The sequence below is a fragment of the Bariatricus sp. SGI.154 genome, assembly GCF_050313795.1.
Taxonomy (GTDB): domain Bacteria; phylum Bacillota; class Clostridia; order Lachnospirales; family Lachnospiraceae; genus CAMBRQ01.
In genome coordinates this window covers 37,867-57,913 of sequence record NZ_JBNPMC010000009.1, presented here as the reverse complement: position 1 = coordinate 57,913, position 20,047 = coordinate 37,867, and the positions used below count along the sequence as shown (strand labels likewise).

Genomic DNA, 20,047 nt, shown 5'->3' with positions numbered 1-20,047 from the left:
GCAATGGACACATTTTCCTGTTAAAATAGTAAAAAAGAAGGAAATATTTGTAGAAGGCAGGTTTGTGGATTGAATAGGAAACAGATGATACAAGGATGCATCGTACTGACGGTTGCAGTTGCTGTATTCGGTACTGTCAGTATGGGGAAGACTGCCGAAGCGGAAGGGAGTCAGACAAAGAAACAGGCAGCAGTCGAAACTTCCAAGAAGGCAGATGTACAGTCGGATCGTAAGGTGGAAGCGGATCGTAAGACAAGTGAATTGACGAAGAAGCAGAAGGAGACTCTGGAACAGATTCAGGAAGTCTATGATGTCCAGGAACAGGAGAAGATCAGAGAGGAATTGGAAAAGAAGAAGGCTTCTTCGGAATATACATTTAATAATATGCTGATTGAGCGTAACCCGTTCGGGACGAATAGTCTGTCGCTATATGTGTATTTTAACACGGAGGATGCAGTTAATGTTGCATATACGGTTCATGTTAAGGATTCGTCAATCCGTGATTTTGGCAGGAACGTATATCAGGAGCAGCACTACCAGACGGAGCATGAATTCCAGATAGTCGGGCTGGTGCCGGAGATGGAGAACCAGATTACATTCTTTCTTACAAGGAAAGATGGGTCTACGGATACGAAGCAGATCGTGATGGAGATGGGAAGCGTCATGGGTTCGGAGGAAGTGGACCTGGAGCGGACGATGGAAGGAGACGCTGAAGAATTAGAAGCGGGGCTGTATGTTGTAATGGGCGATGGCAGCGAGCCGCTGGATTTCATGTATTATTATGATAATGAAGGCGTGTTGCGAGGGGAGATTCCGTTGCTTGGATATCAGAGCCATCGCTTGATATTCGATAAGGATTCTATGTATTACAGTATCTCGGAGACGAAGATGGTGCAGGTGAACCGGATCGGACAAGTTACGGCTATCTACGATCTTGGCAGATATCGGCTGCATCATGACTATGTGTTTGATGAGAATGGCAATATGCTGATACTGGCGACGGATACGGAGCAGGACAGCGTAGAGGATGTGGTGCTCAAACTGGATGTGAATTCAGGCGAAGTAACGGAAGTACTGGATCTGGGCGATCTATTTGCAAGTTATAAATCAGAATGCCAGAAGAATTCTAAAGGCGAGTTGGACTGGATGCATATCGATGCGATTCAATGGATTGGAAATGGATCGGTGCTCTTAAGTTCCGGAGAAACCTCTTCTATTATAAAGGTGGACAACATTTATGATGCTCCGGTGATTTCCTACATGATCGGGGAGAAGTTATTCTGGGCAGATACAGAATACGAAAGCCTGGTATTTAACAAAGATGGAGATTTTACCAGTCAGGGAGGGCAGCATAGTATTGCGTATGTAGAAGACGATTCGCTGGAAGATGGACAATATTACCTGTATATGTTCAATAACAATATAGGAATCAGTGCGAAAGATGAAGCGATTTCCTATTATTACAAATATCTTGTAGATGAGAATGCGGGAACTTTCAGCCTTGTGGATTCTTTTGAAGTGCCATATTCTGAAGATGCGGGAAGCGCACAGGAGATTGGCGGCAATGTAGTGATCAGTTCAGGAACACAGGGGATCTTCGGAGAGTATGACGAGGATCATAAATTGATTGCAAGTTATAAGACGGATGGGGAGAACGGTATCTATCGTGTCTATAAATATGATTTTGGCGGATTTTATTTTGAGGATGAAGAAGGCTAAATAGCTACTTTACGAATTGGGGAATATCCGTTACAATAATAAGCACAGTTTTGAATAATAAGAGTATAGAAAAGAGGAAATCACTATGGCAAATCCAATTGTTACATTTGAAATGGAGAATGGCGACATTATGAAAGCAGAACTGTATCCGGAGATCGCGCCGAATACGGTTAACAATTTTATCTCATTGGTGAAGAATGGATACTATGATGGTCTGATCTTCCACCGTGTCATCAGAGGATTTATGATTCAGGGCGGATGTCCGAACGGAACGGGAATGGGCGGTCCGGGATATAACATCAAGGGAGAATTCGCACAGAATGGCTTCGCGAATGATCTGGCGCACACAGAAGGTGTTTTGTCTATGGCAAGAGCCATGCATCCGGATTCTGCAGGATCACAGTTCTTCATCATGCATAAGAATTCACCGCATCTGAACGGAGCATATGCTGCATTTGGTAAGATTATCGAGGGTATGGATGTGGTCAATAAGATTGCTGAGACAGATACAGATTATAGTGACAGACCGCTGAACGAGCAGAAGATGAAGAAGGTTACCGTGGATACGCAGGGAGTGGACTATCCGGAACCGGAGAAAGCATAGTCCTGTCTGGAAGATGTATCAGAATATGATTGCCGGAATGTTACTGACATTGATGTGCTGCGCCTTATAGGGCAGCACATTTTTTGTATCATAGGAAACTTCGTTCCCTATGATACAAAATCCTCCGGGGGATCGGACGGCGTAAGATTCTGTGGGTGTAAGGATGGTCTGTGGATTTCGGCAGCAGGAATGAGATTGGCATGTGTTATATGAGTAAAACTGCACCTTGCAAAAAAGAATGGGATAACGTACAATAGGTAAGTGTTGAGAGATGATAGAAGAAAATGAATAAAAAACGCGCGAAAGCGTGTCGTAAGATTAGGTGGAGGCAGACCTCATGGATATGGTTCAGACAGAAAAACTGGTATATGAATATGAGAAGAGGGATGAAGAGGGCAATGTCATCGGAATGTCCCGCGCGATTGATGAGGTGGATATTGACGTTAAGGAGGGGCAGTTCATTGCTATCCTTGGTCATAATGGTTCGGGAAAGTCTACGCTTGCCAAGCACATCAATGCAATCCTGGTCCCGACAGAAGGAACGATGTGGGTGAATGGCAGGAACACCAGTGATCCGGAGGAATTATGGAATGTTCGCCAGTCGGCGGGGATGGTATTCCAGAATCCGGACAATCAGATTATCGGAACAGTTGTTGAAGAGGATGTGGGATTCGGACCTGAGAATCTGGGGGTTCCAACGGATGAGATCTGGCAGCGTGTGGAGGATAGCCTGAAGGCGGTGGGAATGATTGAGTACCGCCATCATTCGCCGAATAAGTTATCCGGCGGACAGAAACAGCGAGTGGCGATTGCCGGAGTTGTGGCGATGGAACCGAAGTGTATTGTGCTGGATGAGCCTACGGCGATGTTAGATCCGGTAGGAAGAAAAGAAGTCCTGAAGACGGTGAAGAAGTTAAGGGAGAAGAAGCAGGTTACTGTGATTCTGATCACTCATTATATGGAAGAAGTTGTAGATGCTGATAAAGTCTACGTGATGGATCATGGACGTGTAGTGATGGAAGGGACGCCGCGAGAAGTATTTTCCAGGGTGGACGAACTGAAGAACTACCGCCTGGATGTGCCGCAGGTGACGATTCTGGCGCATGAACTGAAGAAGAGAGGGCTTCAGATCCCGGATGGCATCTTAAGAAAAGAAGAGTTGGTGGAAGTGCTATGTCAATTAAATTAGAACATCTGAATTATGTATATAGCCAGGGGACTGCATATGAGAAGAAGGCGCTTAAGGATATCTGCCTGGAGATTCCGCATGGTGAGTTTGTGGGAATTATCGGACATACAGGGTCTGGCAAATCAACGCTGATCCAGCATTTGAACGGTCTGATTAAAGCGACCAGTGGCGCGTTGTACTATAATGGTGAGAATATTTACGAAGAAGGATATCATATGCGGGAACTGAGGAATCAGGTTGGTCTGGTATTCCAGTATCCGGAGCATCAGTTGTTCGAGATTGATGTGATGACGGATGTGTGTTTTGGACCGAAGAATCAGGGGCTTAGTCCCGAAGAGTGTAAGCAGCGGGCGCTGGAGGCATTGCAGTTAGTAGGGCTTAAGGAGAAATATTATCAGTCATCACCGTTCGAACTGTCCGGCGGACAGAAGCGGCGAGTGGCAATTGCCGGCGTGCTGGCGATGCGACCTAAGGTGTTGGTGCTGGACGAGCCGACGGCGGGGCTTGACCCGAAAGGAAGGGATGATATCCTGGATCAGATTGCGTATCTTCACAGGCAAAGTGACATGACGGTCATCCTGGTGTCTCATAGCATGGAGGATATTGCAAGATATGCGGACCGCATTATTGTTATGAATAAAGGAACGGTAATGTATAATGATGCGCCGAAGAAAGTATTTGAACATTATCAGGAACTGGAGAAGGTGGGGCTTGCGGCTCCGCAGGTTACTTATATTATGCATGATCTTGCCAAGAGAGGGATGCCGGCGAAGACTGGTGTGACCACGGTGGAAGAGGCGGCAGATGAGATCATGCGGGTACTGGAGAAGAAAGAATGATTCGAGATATAACTATAGGACAATATTATCCTGCAAAAAGCATACTGCACAGGCTGGATCCCAGAACGAAACTGGTGTCTACGCTTTTGTATCTGGTGTCTTTATTTTTGTTCAAAAGCATATCGGGATATCTGGTGGCGACTGTATTCCTGATGGCAATTATCAGGATGTCGAAAGTGCCGTTTGCTTATATTGTGCGGGGATTGAAGCCGATCATCATGCTGTTGATGATTACGGTGCTGTTTAATCTGTTCCTAACAAGGGATGGGGATGTGCTGTTCCATGCATGGATATTCACGATCACAGAAGGCGGGCTGGTAACGGCGGTGTACATGGCGATTAGGCTGATCTATCTGATTATCGGTTCATCGCTGATGACATTTACCACAACGCCGAATGAACTGACGGATGGAATTGAAGAATTGCTGGGTCCATTGAATAAGATTCATGTGCCGGTACATGAGATTGCAATGATTATGTCCATTGCACTGCGTTTTATCCCGATTCTTCTGGAAGAGACAGATAAGATCATGAAAGCACAGATTGCCCGCGGCGCAGACTTAGAAAGCGGGAATATGATACAGAAAGCCAAGAGCATGATTCCGATTCTTGTGCCTTTGTTCGTATCAGCCTTCCGACGTGCCAATGACCTGGCGATGGCGATGGAGGCAAGATGCTACCGGGGAGGAGAGGGCAGGACGAAGATGAAGCCGCTCCATTACCAGAAACGAGATCATATGGCTTATATTGTTGTAATTGTATATGTAATTGCGGTGGTGGTTATTGGAAAATACGTGCCGCTGCATATCTGGGTATTCTAAATTGTATTTGGGGACGGGGGTTTTTTCAATTTCCCCGTCCCCAATTGAAATAGCCCTGTCCCTTTTTGAATTTCCCCTGTCCCCAAGAGGTATTGTATGAAAAGAGTGAAAATTGTCGTTGCCTATGATGGCACGAATTACTGTGGCTGGCAGATTCAGCCCAACGGAATTACAATTGAAGAGGTTCTTAACAAGGCGCTAAACAAGTTGACATGCGAGGATATCCGCGTCATCGGCGCAAGCCGTACGGATTCCGGAGTCCATGCTCTGGGGAATGTAGCGGTATTCGACACAGAGTCGCAGATTCCGCCGGAGCGGATGGCTTATGCCCTGAATCAGAAACTTCCGGAGGATATTGTGATTGTGAAGTCTGAGGAAGTGCCGGCGACCTGGCATCCGCGTTATCAGGATGAGGTAATTAAGACCTATGAATACCATATCTATAATGCCTCGGTTCCGAATCCCTTGAAACGGAAGTACAGTACATTCGTCTCTTTCCCCATGGATGTAGAGAAGATGCGCCAGGGGGCGGCCTGTCTTGTGGGAGAACATGATTTTGCCAGTTTCTGCAATGTGCGTACGAACGTGGAGGATACGGTGCGCACGGTACATGAGATACAGATTGACCAGAAGGGGGCGGATATTACGATCCGCATTACGGGAAATGGCTTTCTCTACAATATGGTGCGGATCATCGCGGGAACGTTGATTCGCGTGGGACGAGGCTTTTACACTCCCGAGCGGGTGAAAGAGATATTAGATGCAAAGGAACGGACGGAGGCGGGCGTGACAGCACCGCCGAATGGATTGGTATTGGTGGAGATTCATTATGGAGAATAAGATTTATTTTGATAACGGAAGTACCTCTTGGCCGAAAGCGCCGCGAGTAGCCGGAGCGATGTCGGACCTTCTGACCAATGGTGCTTTTAATATTAACCGGGGGAATTATGAAGGCGCATATGAAGTGGAGGGAATCGTGCTGGATACCAGAGAGCAGCTTGCAAGACTCTTCCATGCGGCAGATTCCAGATGCGTGATCTTTACACCTGGAATTACATATTCACTGAACTATTTTATAAAAGGATTCTTACAATTTGGCGATCATGTGCTTGTATCAGGTTTGGAGCACAATGCGGTGATGCGTCCGCTCAGACAGATGGAAGCCTGTGGTGTGACTTATGATGTGGTAAGAACTCAGAAGGATGGAACCGTATATCCGGAAGATGTAGAAAAGGCAATCAGGAAAAATACGAAAGCGGTCATCATGCTCCATGCCTCCAACGTCTGTGGCACGGTTCTCCCGATTAGAGAGATTGGAGAGATCTGCCGCGGGCATCATATCTTCTTCGTGGTGGACACGGCGCAGAGTGCCGGAACGATTGAGGTGAATATGCAGGATGATGGAATTGACTTTCTGGCATTTACCGGGCATAAAGGATTGCTTGGACCTCAGGGGATTGGCGGATTTCTCATATCGGAGGAGTTGAACAGCCAGATGAAGCCTTATATTGCCGGAGGCACGGGAAGCCAGTCGGATTCTCTGGATATGCCTCTTGACCTTCCGGATAAATATGAGAGCGGAACGATGAATTTGCCGGGGATTATTGGATTACATGCTGCCCTTTCTTATATAGAGGAGATTGGGCTTGCTAAGATCCATGCAAAGAAGATGGAACTGACCCGCTACTTCCTGGAACGTGTGAAGGAATTCCCTGGTATCCGTATCGCCGGAAAAACAGAAGTCGGAGATCGTGTGGCTGTGGTGTCGTTGGATTTTGTAAATGCAGACAATGCGATGATGGCTTTTGAACTGGAACAAGAGTATGGAATCATGACAAGAGTAGGGCTTCATTGTGCTCCGCTGGCGCATCAGACGCTGGGAACATATCCGCAGGGAACGGTACGTTTTGCGTTCAGCGCTGCCAACACGATGGAGGAAATCGACCGGTGTGTGGAAGGATTCCGAGAATTATTATCAGTATAGATAGCATAAATAATTCGATTTTAATATAATAAAAATCAATGGGTTTTTCCATTGCCCAGGCTTTACAAACATGGTACGGTAAACTTAGTAAAATATCAGTACGATAAATGATACTAAGGAGGAAAATATTATGGCTGATTATCGTAAAATGTGGGAAGATTTGGGGATGGATGTGGAGATGCACGATCAATTATGTGCCGTTCTGCCACAGGCATTTGGGGATGTCTATCTGTCTCAGGAAAATCGTCCGGAGGGCATGGACTACTACAATATGGTTGTAGCAGATATCCATGGAATCCGTCCGGCAGAACTGATTGAGCATCAGAAAAAAGGCGGCAAGGTATTCGGAACTTTCTGCGTATATGTACCTGATGAGATCGTATTTGCAGCAGATGCAATTGCGACAGGTCTGTGCGGCGGCTCCCAGTTCTGGGTGCCAGGTGGCGAGAAAGTGCTTCCGAAGAATACCTGTCCATTGATTAAGGCTTCCGTAGGCGCGAGACTGGATCGTACCTGTCCATTCTTCAGAATTGCAGATATGTACGTTGGAGAGACAACCTGTGACGGCAAGAAGAAGGCATGGGAGATTTTAGGTGAGGATGTTCCGGTTCATGTGATGGATCTTCCGCAGATGAAACGTGCAAAAGATATCAAAGCATGGGCAGAAGAGATTGCGGAATTCAAGAATGTAGTAGAAGAATTCACTGGCAACAGTGTTACTGCTGAGAAACTTGCTGAGAGTATCAAACTGATCAATGGAAAGAGAAAAGCGTTAGAGAGACTGTATGAAACACGTAAGAATGACACGCTTCCGATCAGCGGATGTGACGCTCTGTTAATCTCTCAGATTGCATTCTATGACGATCCGGGAAGATTTACACAGATGACCAATGCTCTGTGTGATGAACTTGAGCAGCGCATCAAAGATGGTGTTAGCGTAGTGCCGGCTGGAACCAAGCGTATTATGCTGACAGGAACTCCGCTTGCAATTCCGAACTGGAAGTTACATAACATTGTAGAGACAAGCGGCGGTGCGGTTGTCTGTGAAGAGATGTGTACAGGAACACGTTATTTTGAAAATCTGGTAGATGAGACCAAGACAACGGTAGAGGAGCAGATTACGGCTCTTGCAGAGAGATATATGAATATCAACTGTGCATGCTTCACTCCGAATGAGGGAAGAATCGATGACATCTTACGCCTTGCAAAAGAGTACAAGGTTGACGGTATTATCGATGTGAATCTGAAGTTCTGTAACCTGTATGATACTGAAGGATACCTGGTAGAGCGTGCGCTGAAAGAAGCAGGAATTCCGGTGCTTGGAATCGAGACAGATTATACAGACAGCGATGCACAGCAGCTTCGTACAAGAGTCAGTGCATTTATTGAAATGCTGAACAATTAATTCGTAAAATATTAGAAAAGGAAGTATGCATATGCCAAAAATCCAGCATTATGTATTATTTCCCAATCATGATAATGGCATGCGGCTTTACAAAGAATTGAAGAAACTGGGGGTTCGGGCAACCATAGCCCCCACCCCCAGAGCCGCAAGCAAGTGCTGTGGAATCTCACTCTTAATAGAAGAGAAAGATATTGATACTATCCAGGCATGTATTGATGAGCATGGGATTGAGATTCTGAAGATTGCAGCCATTGAGAGGGATATTAACCCGAAGAGGGATCGGTATTGCTAAAACTGATATTACAAGATATCGTTTAGAAGAAATATGGATAAATGAGGTAGAGAAACGTGAATTATGTAGGAATTGACATTGGCTCAACAGCATCCAAAGTAGTTGCCAGAGGCGTGAAGGATATCCAGTTTGTTCTTCCGACCGGATGGAGCAGTAAAGAGACAACTCAGACAATTAAAGAAAAACTGAAAGAAGAAGGTATTGATGTCCTGTCTGACGACACGAAGGTTGTAGCGACAGGATATGGTCGTATCGCAGTGGATTTTGCTGATTATGTGATCACTGAGATTACCTGCCACGCAAGAGGCGGAAGAGAGATGGCAGGGAATGACTGTGCGATTATCGATGTGGGCGGTCAGGATACGAAGGTGATTCTGGTAGAGCATGGCATGGTACAGGATTTCCTTATGAATGATAAATGTTCGGCAGGAACGGGCAAATTCCTGGAGATTATGGCAAATCGTCTAGGTGTTACTTTGCAGGAATTATTCGATATGGCAGCAGCCGGAACCGTCATCCCGATCAGTTCGTTGTGCACGGTATTCGCTGAATCGGAGGTCATCAATTACATAGGCGAAGGAAGAAAACGAGAAGATATTGCAGCGGGAGTTGTGGATTCTGTGGCGGCGAAGGTGGCACAGTTAAGCCAGAGGAAGAGCCTTCCGAATAAGGTGATTCTGACAGGAGGATTGAGTCATAGCCAATATTTTACACAGATTTTATCAGAGAAGATCGGTCAGACTGTAGAACCGACAGAACATGGAAGATATGCCGGTGCATTGGGCGCGGCTTTATTAGCAAAAGAGAAGTCAAGATAGGATTGACTTCTCTTTTTTGACTATTTTATGTGACTGAAAATTGCAAAAAATTCTTCAAAATAGTTTGATAAAAATAAAACAAAAGATAAAATATCGCAAAAAACTATATACAATTTTAAATTTTATGATAATATAAGGGTACAATAAATCTGAGGGAGGTTTAGATATGGAAATGTTATTGAACATTGTTCCTGTGCTGGGGATTGTTGCACTGTTGTTCGCGGGAGTGTTGGCGGCGAGAGTGAACAGGCAGGATGCAGGAACCGAAAGAATGAGAGAGATTGCAGCTTCTATTAGTGAAGGTGCCCAGGCATTCCTGACAGCAGAATACAAGATATTGATCTTTTTTGTAGTTGTGCTGTTTGTATTGATCGGAGTGGGAATCGGTAACTGGGTGACAGCAGTTTGTTTTGTAGTGGGTGCTTTATTCTCTACACTCGCGGGATATTTTGGAATGAGTGTGGCTACAAAGGCGAATGTAAGAACTGCCAATGCTGCAAGAGAAAGCGGAATGAACCGGGCACTTTCTATCGCATTTTCCGGCGGAGCGGTTATGGGAATGTGCGTGGCGGGACTTGGCGTTCTTGGAGTGAGTGCAATCTACATCGTTACGAAGAATGTAGATGTGCTGTCAGGCTTCAGTCTTGGGGCATCGTCTATCGCGCTTTTTGCCCGTGTTGGCGGCGGTATCTATACGAAGGCTGCCGACGTAGGCGCTGATCTGGTAGGCAAGGTAGAAGCAGGAATTCCGGAGGATGACCCGCGTAATCCGGCGGTAATTGCAGATAATGTGGGAGACAATGTAGGTGATGTGGCAGGTATGGGTGCAGACCTGTTCGAATCTTATGTCGGTGCGCTGATCTCAGCACTGACACTTGGAATCGTATACTATAAAGTAGAAGGTGCCATCTATCCATTGATGATTGCGGGACTTGGATTAGTTGCTTCGATTCTTGGGACTTTCTTTGTAAGGGGCGATGAGAATTCCAATCCGCATAAGGCGCTTAAGATGGGATCTTATGTAGCCAGTGCAATCGTGCTGGTTGTGGCATTCGTATTCAGCAAATGTCTCTTCGGCAATCTGAATGCGGCGATTTCTATTGTGGCGGGGCTTTTGGTCGGCTTATTGATCGGAATTATTACAGAGATCTATACGTCTGGCGATTACAAATCAGTAAAAGTAATCGCAGAACAGTCAGAGACGGGAACCGCAACGACCGTTATTAGTGGTCTGGCAGTAGGAATGAAGTCTACTGCTGTTCCGATCCTTTTGATCTGCGTGGGAATCTTCGTGGCGTATCAGTTCTGTGGGCTCTACGGAATCGCACTGGCAGCGGTGGGGATGCTGTCTACGACTGCGATTACGGTAGCGGTAGATGCATATGGACCGATTGCGGACAATGCAGGCGGTATCGCAGAGATGTCAGGACTTGAGCCTGAGGTTCGTAAAATTACGGACAAATTAGACGCAGTTGGCAATACGACAGCGGCAATGGGAAAGGGATTTGCCATCGGCTCGGCAGCACTGACAGCCCTTGCATTATTCGTATCCTATGCGGAAGCGGTACAGATGAAAAGCATAGATCTTCTGGACAGCCGTGTCATTATCGGATTGTTCATCGGAGGCATGCTTCCGTTCTTGTTCTCGGCTATGACCATGGAGTCGGTATCAAAAGCGGCGTACAAGATGATTGAAGAAGTAAGGCGGCAGTTTAGGGTCATGCCTGGCATCATGCAGGGAACAGAGAAGCCAGATTATAAATCCTGCGTTGCAATCTCGACCACAGCAGCTTTAAAAGAGATGTTAATCCCAGGCATTATGGCAGTACTTGCCCCGCTGGCGGTAGGGCTTCTCCTGGGACCGGCAGCCTTAGGCGGACTCCTTGCAGGCGCACTTGTAACAGGCGTTATGCTGGCAATCTTCATGTCCAACTCCGGCGGAGCATGGGATAACGCGAAGAAATTCATCGAAGACGGCTCCCATGGAGGCAAAGGAAGCGAAGCCTATAAAGCCGCCGTCGTAGGTGACACCGTAGGAGATCCATTTAAAGACACCTCAGGTCCATCCATCAACATTCTGATCAAGTTAATGACCATCGTATCCCTGGTATTCGCCCCACTTTTCTTATCGGTTGGCGGATTGCTGTAAATCTATTGTTACAGTTGGGTTATATCGGCGGAATTATAAGAAATTAATATTAGATAAACACGGCAGTATTTTCCAGCGAAAACCGGGAATACTGCCGTTATATAGTTACACATTGCCAGTAAACAGCAGTTCTGCGAGGAGATATGCCCCGTTTGCGTGGGGGATATCTCCTCGCAGAACCGCGTCCCCTGCCCGTTTTTTAACTATAAAACTGGCAACCCGTAAAACTTTGTGGTAATATATGTGACGGAACATATTTTATAAGAATAAAATTGAGATAGAAAAGAGGCATTTACATGACAAAAGTTGACATTATTTCAGGTTTTTTAGGAGCCGGAAAGACTACATTCATTAAACAGTTGATTGACAAAGTATTCGCAGGTGAGAAATTGGTCCTGATTGAAAATGAATTCGGAGAGATTGGAATTGACGGAGGTTTCCTGAAAGATGCAGGAATCGAGATTACAGAGATGAATTCCGGCTGTATCTGCTGTACTTTGGTAGGAGATTTTAGCAAGGCACTTCAGAAAGTATTAGAGGAATACCACCCGGACCGTGTCATCATTGAGCCATCTGGTGTCGGTAAACTGTCAGATATTGTAAAAGCGATTGAAGATGTGAAGAAGGATGCAGACATTGAGATTGATGGAAGAATTACAGTGGTTGATGGAAAGAAAGCGAAGTTATATCTTAAGAATTTCGGAGAATTCTTCGAGGATCAGGTGAAACATGCGTCTACGATCGTTGTCAGCCGGACACAGATGATGACGGATGAGAAGATTGAGGAGTGTATCCACATGCTGCGGGAAGAGAATACTGATGCTGCCATTATCTCTACACCATGGGAACAGTTGAGTGCGGAAGCCATCGGACGTGCTTTGAAGCAGGGAGCAGAGATAGAGGAACTGCTGGAGGCGCATCATCATGAACATCACGATGAGTGCTGCGAGCATGAGCATCATCACGAGCATCATCACGGCGAGTGCTGCGAGCATGAGCATCACCATGAGCATCATCACGACGAGTGCTGCGAGCATGAGCATCACCACGAACATGAGCACCACCACGATGAGTGCTGCGAACATGAGCATCACCATGAGCATCATCACGACGAGTGCTGCGAGCATGAGCATCACCATCATGAGCATCACCATGACGGTTGCTGCGGTCATGACCACCACCATCATCACGCAGATGAAGTATTTACAAGTTGGGGAAAAGAGACGGCTCATAAGTACACGGAAGAGGAATTGGATTTCATATTGAAAGCATTGTCCGAGACGGAAGCATATGGAACGATTCTCCGCTCCAAGGGAATCATCCCTATGGCGGACGGTACATGGAAGCAGTTTGATTTTGTTCCGGAAGAGTATGAGGTGAGAGTCGGCCAGGCTGATTATACCGGGCGTCTGTGTGTGATTGGAACAGATCTGAAGGAAGAAGAACTTTTGAAGTTATTTCACATATAAGATTGCGGGAAGATGAGTGGAATAATAATGTAGATTAGAATGAAGGTGATTGTATGGTGACGCCAGTATTTGTGTGTACAGGCTTTTTAGATAGCGGGAAGACAACTCTGGTAAAAGAGACGTTGATGGAACAAGAATGGATAGAGCCGGGGCTGACGCTTCTGATTCTTTGCGAAGAGGGAGAGGAAGAATATCCGAAGGAATATCTGGACGAAAAAGAGATGGTTCTTCTTAAGATTGACGAATTTGAGCAGTTGAATTCAACATTTTTTAAGAACTGTGAAAAGAATTATCATCCGATGCAGGTGGTGATTGAATACAACGGTATGTGGAAACTGGAAGAATTATTAGCAATCAAATATCCTCGGAATTGGGAACTGCAGGGAGTATACTCTACGGTTGACGGTACGACTTTGGATATGTATCTTATGAATATGCGCAATATGCTGATGGAACAGTTGACGGAATCAGAATTGATCGTCGTAAACCGTTGCCCGGAAGGGGTAGACCGTTCAGGATTCAGACGTGCGCTGAAGGTTCAGAATCCGATGGCACAGTTGATATTCGAAGGCTTGGACGGGAAGATTATTGAACCGTCTGAAGAAGATCTGCCTTATGATGTTAAGGGAGACAAAATCGTGGTAGAAGATATGGATTTTGGAATCTGGTATGTAGATGCATATGACCATCCGGAGTTATATCTTCACAAAGAGATTGAGTTTGTGGCGCAGACATTCCGGCCAAGAGGAATGAAAGAGAATATGTTTGTGCCGGTACGAAAGATTATGACCTGTTGTGCGGCTGATACGAGATTCTATGGATATCCATGTAAGATGGAACAGAAGATGGATATCAAGAAGGGAGAATGGATCAGGCTGCGGGCAAGATTCGAATATGAGTCGGTGACTTCATTTGGCAATAAGCAGCCGGTGCTGCATCTGATTAGCATGGAGCCGGCTAAGAAACCGGAAGAAGAAGTCGTGTATCTTGGATGATTTCAGGACAGAGTATACTCGGTTTGTACAGAAAAAGGAACAAAAATATAGACAAGAATCACTAGACTTTTAAGGTAGCGTGGACTATAATAATAACACACGTCAAATTATATTTTAATTTGTATTATTTTAAGGAGGAACAACAAAAATGGCAAGAAAAATGAAGACCATGGATGGTAATCAGGCTGCGGCTCATGCATCATATGCGTATACCGAAGTTGCAGCTATTTACCCTATTACCCCGTCATCCGTTATGCCGGAGCATGTAGATGAGTGGGCTACCGAAGGTAGAAAGAACATATTTGGACAGACTGTTCAGGTAACAGAGATGCAGTCAGAAGCAGGTGCAGCCGGAGCAGTACACGGATCACTGGCAGCAGGTGCTCTGACCACAACATTTACAGCATCTCAGGGATTATTGTTGATGATTCCTAACTTATATAAAGTAGCCGGAGAACAGCTTCCAGGCGTATTCCATGTATCTGCACGTGCTCTTGCAAGCCATGCGCTGTCAATCTTCGGAGATCACTCTGATGTATATGCCTGTCGTCAGACTGGTGCTGCTATGCTTTGCGAATCAAGCGTACAGGAAGTTATGGACTTAACACCTGTTGCTCACTGTGCAGCATTAAAAGGAAAACTTCCATTCATCAACTTCTTCGATGGATTCCGTACATCTCACGAGATTCAGAAGATTGAGACATGGGATTACGAAGATCTGAAAGATCTGGTAGATATGGACGCGATCGACGCATTCAGAAATCACGCTCTGAATCCAAATCATCCATGCCAGAGAGGTTCTGCTCAGAACCCGGATATCTTCTTCCAGGCAAGAGAAGCATGTAACCCATATTACGATGCTATGCCGGCAATCGTTCAGGAGTACATGGACAAGGTTAACGCTAAGATCGGTACAGATTACAAACTGTTCAACTACTATGGAGCACCGGATGCTGAGAAAGTTATCGTAGCTATGGGTTCTGTATGTGACACAATCGAAGAGACAATCGATTACCTGACAGCAGCAGGCGAAAAAGTTGGTGTTGTTAAAGTTCGTCTTTACAGACCATTCTGCGCACAGGCATTGATCGATGCTATTCCGGATACTGTTAAGTACATCAACGTTCTTGACAGAACAAAAGAGCCAGGAGCTCAGGGAGAGCCATTATACCTTGACGTTGTTTCTGCATTAAAGGGAACAAAGTTCGATGCAGTTCCAGTTAACAGCGGACGTTATGGATTAGGTTCTAAAGATACAACACCTGCACAGATCGTTGCAGTATTCAATAACGCAGAGAAAGCAAGATTTACAATCGGTATCGAAGATGATGTAACGAATCTTTCTCTTCCAACAGGACCAGCACTTGTTACTACACCAGAAGGAACAATCAACTGTAAGTTCTGGGGACTTGGAGCAGATGGTACTGTAGGAGCTAACAAGAACTCTATTAAGATTATCGGTGACAACACAGATATGTACGCACAGGCTTACTTCGATTATGACTCTAAGAAGTCTGGTGGTGTTACAATGTCTCACCTGCGTTTTGGTAAGAAAGCAATCAAATCAACATACCTGATCCGTCAGGCTAACTTTGTTGCTTGCCACAATCCTTCTTATGTGAACAAGTATAACATGGTTCAGGAATTGGTTGATGGAGGAACATTCCTTCTGAACTGTCCATGGGATATGGAAGGTCTTGAGAAGCATCTGCCAGGACAGGTTAAAGCATATATTGCTGATCACAACATCAAGTTCTACACAATCGACGGTATCAAGATTGGTAAAGAGATCGGACTTGGCGGACGTATCAATACAGTACTTCAGTCAGCATTCTTCAAACTGGCAGCTATCATTCCAGAAGAAGAGGCAATCGATCTGATGAAGAAAGCAGCTAAGGCTACTTACGGAAGAAAAGGTGACAAGATCGTACAGATGAACTACGATGCTATCGATGCTGGTGCTAAGCAGGTAGTAGAAGTAGAAGTTCCGGAATCTTGGAAATCTTGCGAAGACGAAGGATTATTCTCACCAGAAGTTAAGGGCGGAAGAGAAGACGTTGTTGATTTCGTTAAGAATATTCAGGCTAAGGTTAATGCTCAGGAAGGTAACTCACTTCCAGTATCTGCATTCAACGATTATGTAGATGGTTCTACACCATCTGGTTCTTCTGCATACGAGAGACGTGGTATCGCAGTTGATATCCCGGTATGGAAAGAAGAGAACTGTATCCAGTGTAACCGTTGTGCATATGTGTGTCCACACGCAGTTATCCGTCCGGTAGCACTGACAGAAGAAGAATTGGCTAATGCTCCGGAAGGAACAAAGGCAATCGATATGATCGGCGTACCAGGCATGAAGTTCACAATGACTGTATCAGCACTTGACTGTACAGGATGTGGATCTTGTGCTAACGTTTGCCCAGGCAAGAAGGGCGAGAAGGCTCTCGTTATGGAGAACATGGAAGCAAATGTTGCTTCTCAGGAAGTATTCGATTTCGGTAAAGAGATTGAAGTTAAACCGGAAGTTGTTGCTAAGTTCAAACCAGAGACAGTTAAGGGAAGCCAGTTCAAACAGCCACTCCTTGAGTTCTCAGGAGCATGTGCAGGTTGTGGTGAGACACCTTACGCTAAGCTGATCACACAGTTATTTGGTGACAGAATGTACATCGCTAATGCAACAGGATGTTCTTCTATCTGGGGTAACTCTTCACCGTCTACACCATACACAGTAAACGCAAAAGGACAGGGTCCTGCATGGGCTAACTCCTTATTCGAAGATAATGCTGAGTTTGGTTATGGTATGTTACTTGCTCAGAAAGCAATCAGAAAGAGATTAAAAGAGCAGGTTGAGACTGTTGCAGCAGCAGAGGCAGTTTCTGAAGAAGTAAAAGCAGCTTGCCAGGAATACCTGGATACATTTAACTGCGGCGCTTCTAACGGAGATGCAACCGCTAAGTTGGTTGCAGCATTAGAAGGATGCGATTGTGATGTATGCAAAGACATCGTTAAGAATAAAGACTTCCTCGCTAAGAAGTCCCAGTGGATCTTCGGTGGTGACGGATGGGCTTACGATATCGGATTCGGTGGTGTTGACCACGTATTAGCAAGTGGCGAAGACATCAACGTTATGGTATTCGATACAGAAGTTTACTCTAACACAGGTGGACAGTCCTCTAAGGCTACTAAGACTGGTGCTACAGCACAGTTCGCAGCAGGCGGAAAAGAAACCAAGAAGAAAGACCTTGCAGGTATCGCAATGAGTTATGGTTATGTATACGTAGCACAGATTGCTATGGGTGCTGACTTCAACCAGACTGTTAAAGCAATTGCAGAGGCTGAGGCTTATCCAGGACCATCACTCATCATTGCTTACGCTCCATGTATCAACCATGGTATTAAGAAGGGTATGAGCAAGGCTCAGACAGAGGAAGCATTAGCAGTAGAATGCGGATACTGGAACAACTTCAGATTCAATCCTGCAGCAGAAGGCGCTAAGTTCACACTTGACAGCAAAGAACCTAAGCAGGATGGATACCAGGCATTCCTTGACGGAGAAGTTCGTTACAATGCTCTGAAGAGAGCTAATCCGGAAAAAGCTGAGAAACTCTTCGCTAAGAATGAGGCAGAGGCTATGGAAAGATATGCATATCTGAAGAAACTGGTTACTCTGTACGGAACAGAAGAATAAGAATTAGTTCTAAGATAATATTAGAGCGGTCGCTTACGCGACCGCTCTTTTTCAAACTTCGCGAAATATTGCTAAAAAACTATCATTTGTTGACATTTCTTAAGAAACATGATAAAACTGTACTATATGAATAATAAGACTTGATAGAGGTGCGGATTTCAAGAGTAACGAATAAGCGATAGCGTGGGAAACTGCTTATTCGGGAAAGGGGAATCTGCCGAAGGAATGACATCTCCTAAGAGTTATTCCTGGGACGTAGTCAGAATATGCTGCGGACTGTCACATCAGTGGAGCGCTATCGGAGTATAAGAATTTGAAGAGATGATTATGCCATGAGCGCGCCCGGCTAGCGTTGTTCATGGCATTTTTGCAACTATAAAAGGAAAAAAGAGAGGAAATTTACAATGAGAGGAAAGAAAAAAACTCTTTGGGGCATACTGACTCTTCTGTGCATACTGGCATGCAGTTCGATGACAGTATTTGCAGCAGATGAAGCAGCAGAGTATGTTCCGGAGATGTATGCATCATTCTGGGCATTGGTACCGCCAATTGTTGCCATTGTACTGGCATTGATCACAAAAGAAGTTTACAGTTCATTATTTGTCGGAATTCTGATCGGAGGAATCTTCTATTCAGGATTCGAGTTCGAGACTACGATTACGCATGTGTTCCAGGATGGTATTGTCGGAGTGTTATCTGACAGTTACAACGTTGGTATTCTGGTGTTCCTGGTCGTTCTTGGAATTATGGTATGTATGATGAATAAAGCAGGTGGTTCTGCTGCTTTCGGACGTTGGGCAAGCGTGCATATTAAGAGCCGTGTAGGAGCACAGCTTGCAACCGTTTTGCTTGGAGTACTGATCTTCATTGATGATTATTTTAACTGTCTGACAGTAGGAAGCGTTATGCGTCCGGTTACAGACAAGCATAATGTATCCCGTGCGAAACTTTCTTACCTGATTGATGCTACGGCAGCACCGGTATGTATCATCGCGCCGATCTCTTCCTGGGCGGCAGCGGTTACTGGTTTCGTAGAGGGTGAAGATGGATTCTCCATTTTCATTAGAGCGATTCCTTATAACTATTATGCATTGCTTACGATTGTAATGATGATTACAATTATTGTGATGAATATAGATTATGGTCCGATGAAATTGCATGAGTCTAATGCTCTGAAGGGAGATCTGTATACCACTCCTGACAGACCGTATGCGAATGCAGAAGAAGAGATTAATGAGAGCAAGGGTGGAGTCATTGACCTGGTATTCCCGATTGTTGTGCTGATTGTCTGTTGTGTAATCGGAATGATCTATACAGGCGGATTCTTCGGAGGAACAGGATTCGTTGAGGCGTTCTCTAACAGTGATGCTTCTGTAGGACTGATGCTTGGAAGTTTCTTCGCATTCATTATTACGATTGTATTCTATGCAGTAAGAAGAGTCTTGAAGTTTGGCGAGTCTATGTCTTGTGTTCCGGAAGGCTTCAAGGCGATGGTACCGGCAATCCTGATTCTGACATTTGCATGGACTTTGAAGGCTATGACAGACAGTCTGGGTGCTGCTGAATATGTTGCCGGTGTAATGGAATCTGCGGCAGGTGGACTTGTGAATCTGCTTCCGGCGATCATCTTCCTGGTAGGCTGTTTCCTGGCATTTGCGACCGGAACTTCCTGGGGAACTTTCGGAATTCTGATCCCGATCGTTGTTGCTGTATTTGCCGGAACGAATGAGACGATGATGATTATCTCTATCTCTGCATGTATGGCGGGAGCTGTTTGCGGAGACCACTGTTCTCCGATCTCGGATACCACGATTATGGCGTCGGCAGGTGGACAGTGTAATCATGTAAACCATGTATCAACTCAACTTCCTTATGCGGTAACAGCTGCGGCAGTATCTTTTGTTACATATGTGATTGCCGGATTTGTGCAGAATGCATTCATCTGTCTTCCGATTGGAATTGTATTGATGATTGGTACTTTGGTGGTTATCAAGAAGTTGAAATCAGATAACTAACCTGTTGAATATTTATCAAATAAATGAATACACTATGTATATCAGTAAAAAGCCCGATTT

Annotated in this window: 15 protein-coding genes and 1 riboswitch; all 15 genes read left to right on the top strand. The window is 45.2% G+C overall.

Going from position 1 to position 20,047, the window contains the following annotated elements:
• Positions 1 to 69 precede the first annotated feature (69 nt).
• The 15 genes from ACQRBN_RS06275 (at position 70) to ACQRBN_RS06205 (ending at position 19,987) form a co-directional block, all read left to right on the top strand.
• Positions 70 to 1,719 carry an aryl-sulfate sulfotransferase gene (locus ACQRBN_RS06275; RefSeq protein WP_427738133.1) on the top strand — a complete coding sequence of 550 codons (1,650 nt, stop codon included), beginning with the start codon at positions 70 to 72 and terminating at the stop codon, positions 1,717 to 1,719.
• 85 nt (positions 1,720 to 1,804) lie between these two features.
• A complete protein-coding gene (locus ACQRBN_RS06270) occupies positions 1,805 to 2,323 on the top strand; it encodes a peptidylprolyl isomerase (RefSeq protein ID WP_427738132.1) in 519 nt (172 codons plus the stop codon).
• A gap of 337 nt (positions 2,324 to 2,660) precedes the next feature.
• Positions 2,661 to 3,512 (top strand): energy-coupling factor transporter ATPase, encoded by an 852-nt coding sequence (locus ACQRBN_RS06265; RefSeq protein WP_427738131.1) that lies wholly within the window; start codon positions 2,661 to 2,663, stop codon positions 3,510 to 3,512.
• Positions 3,497 to 4,351 (top strand): energy-coupling factor transporter ATPase, encoded by an 855-nt coding sequence (locus tag ACQRBN_RS06260; protein WP_427738130.1) that lies wholly within the window; start codon positions 3,497 to 3,499, stop codon positions 4,349 to 4,351. The genes ACQRBN_RS06265 and ACQRBN_RS06260 overlap by 16 nt, the downstream gene beginning before the upstream one ends.
• The gene (locus tag ACQRBN_RS06255; protein WP_427738129.1) at positions 4,348 to 5,172 is read left to right on the top strand and encodes an energy-coupling factor transporter transmembrane component T family protein; all 825 of its coding nucleotides are present in this window, start codon (positions 4,348 to 4,350) and stop codon (positions 5,170 to 5,172) included. Before ACQRBN_RS06260 ends, ACQRBN_RS06255 begins: the two co-directional genes overlap by 4 nt.
• 96 nt (positions 5,173 to 5,268) lie before the next feature.
• The gene (gene truA / locus ACQRBN_RS06250) at positions 5,269 to 6,012 is read left to right on the top strand and encodes a tRNA pseudouridine(38-40) synthase TruA (protein ID WP_427738128.1); all 744 of its coding nucleotides are present in this window, start codon (positions 5,269 to 5,271) and stop codon (positions 6,010 to 6,012) included.
• On the top strand, positions 6,002 to 7,156 hold the full coding sequence (locus tag ACQRBN_RS06245) for an aminotransferase class V-fold PLP-dependent enzyme (protein WP_427738126.1): 1,155 nt from the start codon (positions 6,002 to 6,004) through the stop codon (positions 7,154 to 7,156). The genes truA and ACQRBN_RS06245 overlap by 11 nt, the downstream gene beginning before the upstream one ends.
• A gap of 130 nt (positions 7,157 to 7,286) precedes the next feature.
• On the top strand, positions 7,287 to 8,561 hold the full coding sequence (locus tag ACQRBN_RS06240) for a double-cubane-cluster-containing anaerobic reductase (RefSeq protein ID WP_427738124.1): 1,275 nt from the start codon (positions 7,287 to 7,289) through the stop codon (positions 8,559 to 8,561).
• 31 nt (positions 8,562 to 8,592) lie between these two features.
• Positions 8,593 to 8,853, top strand: a complete 261-nt coding sequence (locus tag ACQRBN_RS06235) for a DUF3343 domain-containing protein (protein WP_427738123.1) — start codon at positions 8,593 to 8,595, stop codon at positions 8,851 to 8,853.
• Positions 8,854 to 8,909: 56 nt separating this feature from the next.
• On the top strand, positions 8,910 to 9,671 hold the full coding sequence (locus tag ACQRBN_RS06230) for an acyl-CoA dehydratase activase (RefSeq protein ID WP_427738121.1): 762 nt from the start codon (positions 8,910 to 8,912) through the stop codon (positions 9,669 to 9,671).
• 166 nt (positions 9,672 to 9,837) lie between these two features.
• On the top strand, positions 9,838 to 11,820 hold the full coding sequence (locus tag ACQRBN_RS06225; RefSeq protein WP_427738120.1) for a sodium-translocating pyrophosphatase: 1,983 nt from the start codon (positions 9,838 to 9,840) through the stop codon (positions 11,818 to 11,820).
• Between the two features lie 296 nt (positions 11,821 to 12,116).
• A complete protein-coding gene (locus ACQRBN_RS06220) occupies positions 12,117 to 13,289 on the top strand; it encodes a CobW family GTP-binding protein (RefSeq protein WP_427738119.1) in 1,173 nt (390 codons plus the stop codon).
• A 53-nt stretch (positions 13,290 to 13,342) separates the two neighbouring features.
• Complete coding sequence (locus ACQRBN_RS06215) at positions 13,343 to 14,284, top strand: GTP-binding protein (RefSeq protein WP_427738118.1); 942 nt, start codon at positions 13,343 to 13,345, stop codon at positions 14,282 to 14,284.
• A gap of 148 nt (positions 14,285 to 14,432) precedes the next feature.
• Entirely contained in the window at positions 14,433 to 17,972 is a 3,540-nt protein-coding gene (gene nifJ, locus ACQRBN_RS06210; RefSeq protein WP_427738117.1) for a pyruvate:ferredoxin (flavodoxin) oxidoreductase, read from the top strand.
• Positions 17,973 to 18,108: 136 nt separating this feature from the next.
• A riboswitch (Lysine riboswitch) is annotated at positions 18,109 to 18,278 on the top strand.
• 98 nt (positions 18,279 to 18,376) lie between these two features.
• Positions 18,377 to 19,987, top strand: coding sequence for a Na+/H+ antiporter NhaC family protein (locus ACQRBN_RS06205; protein ID WP_427738116.1), 1,611 nt, complete (start codon positions 18,377 to 18,379; stop codon positions 19,985 to 19,987).
• The last annotated feature ends 60 nt before the right edge of the window (positions 19,988 to 20,047 follow it).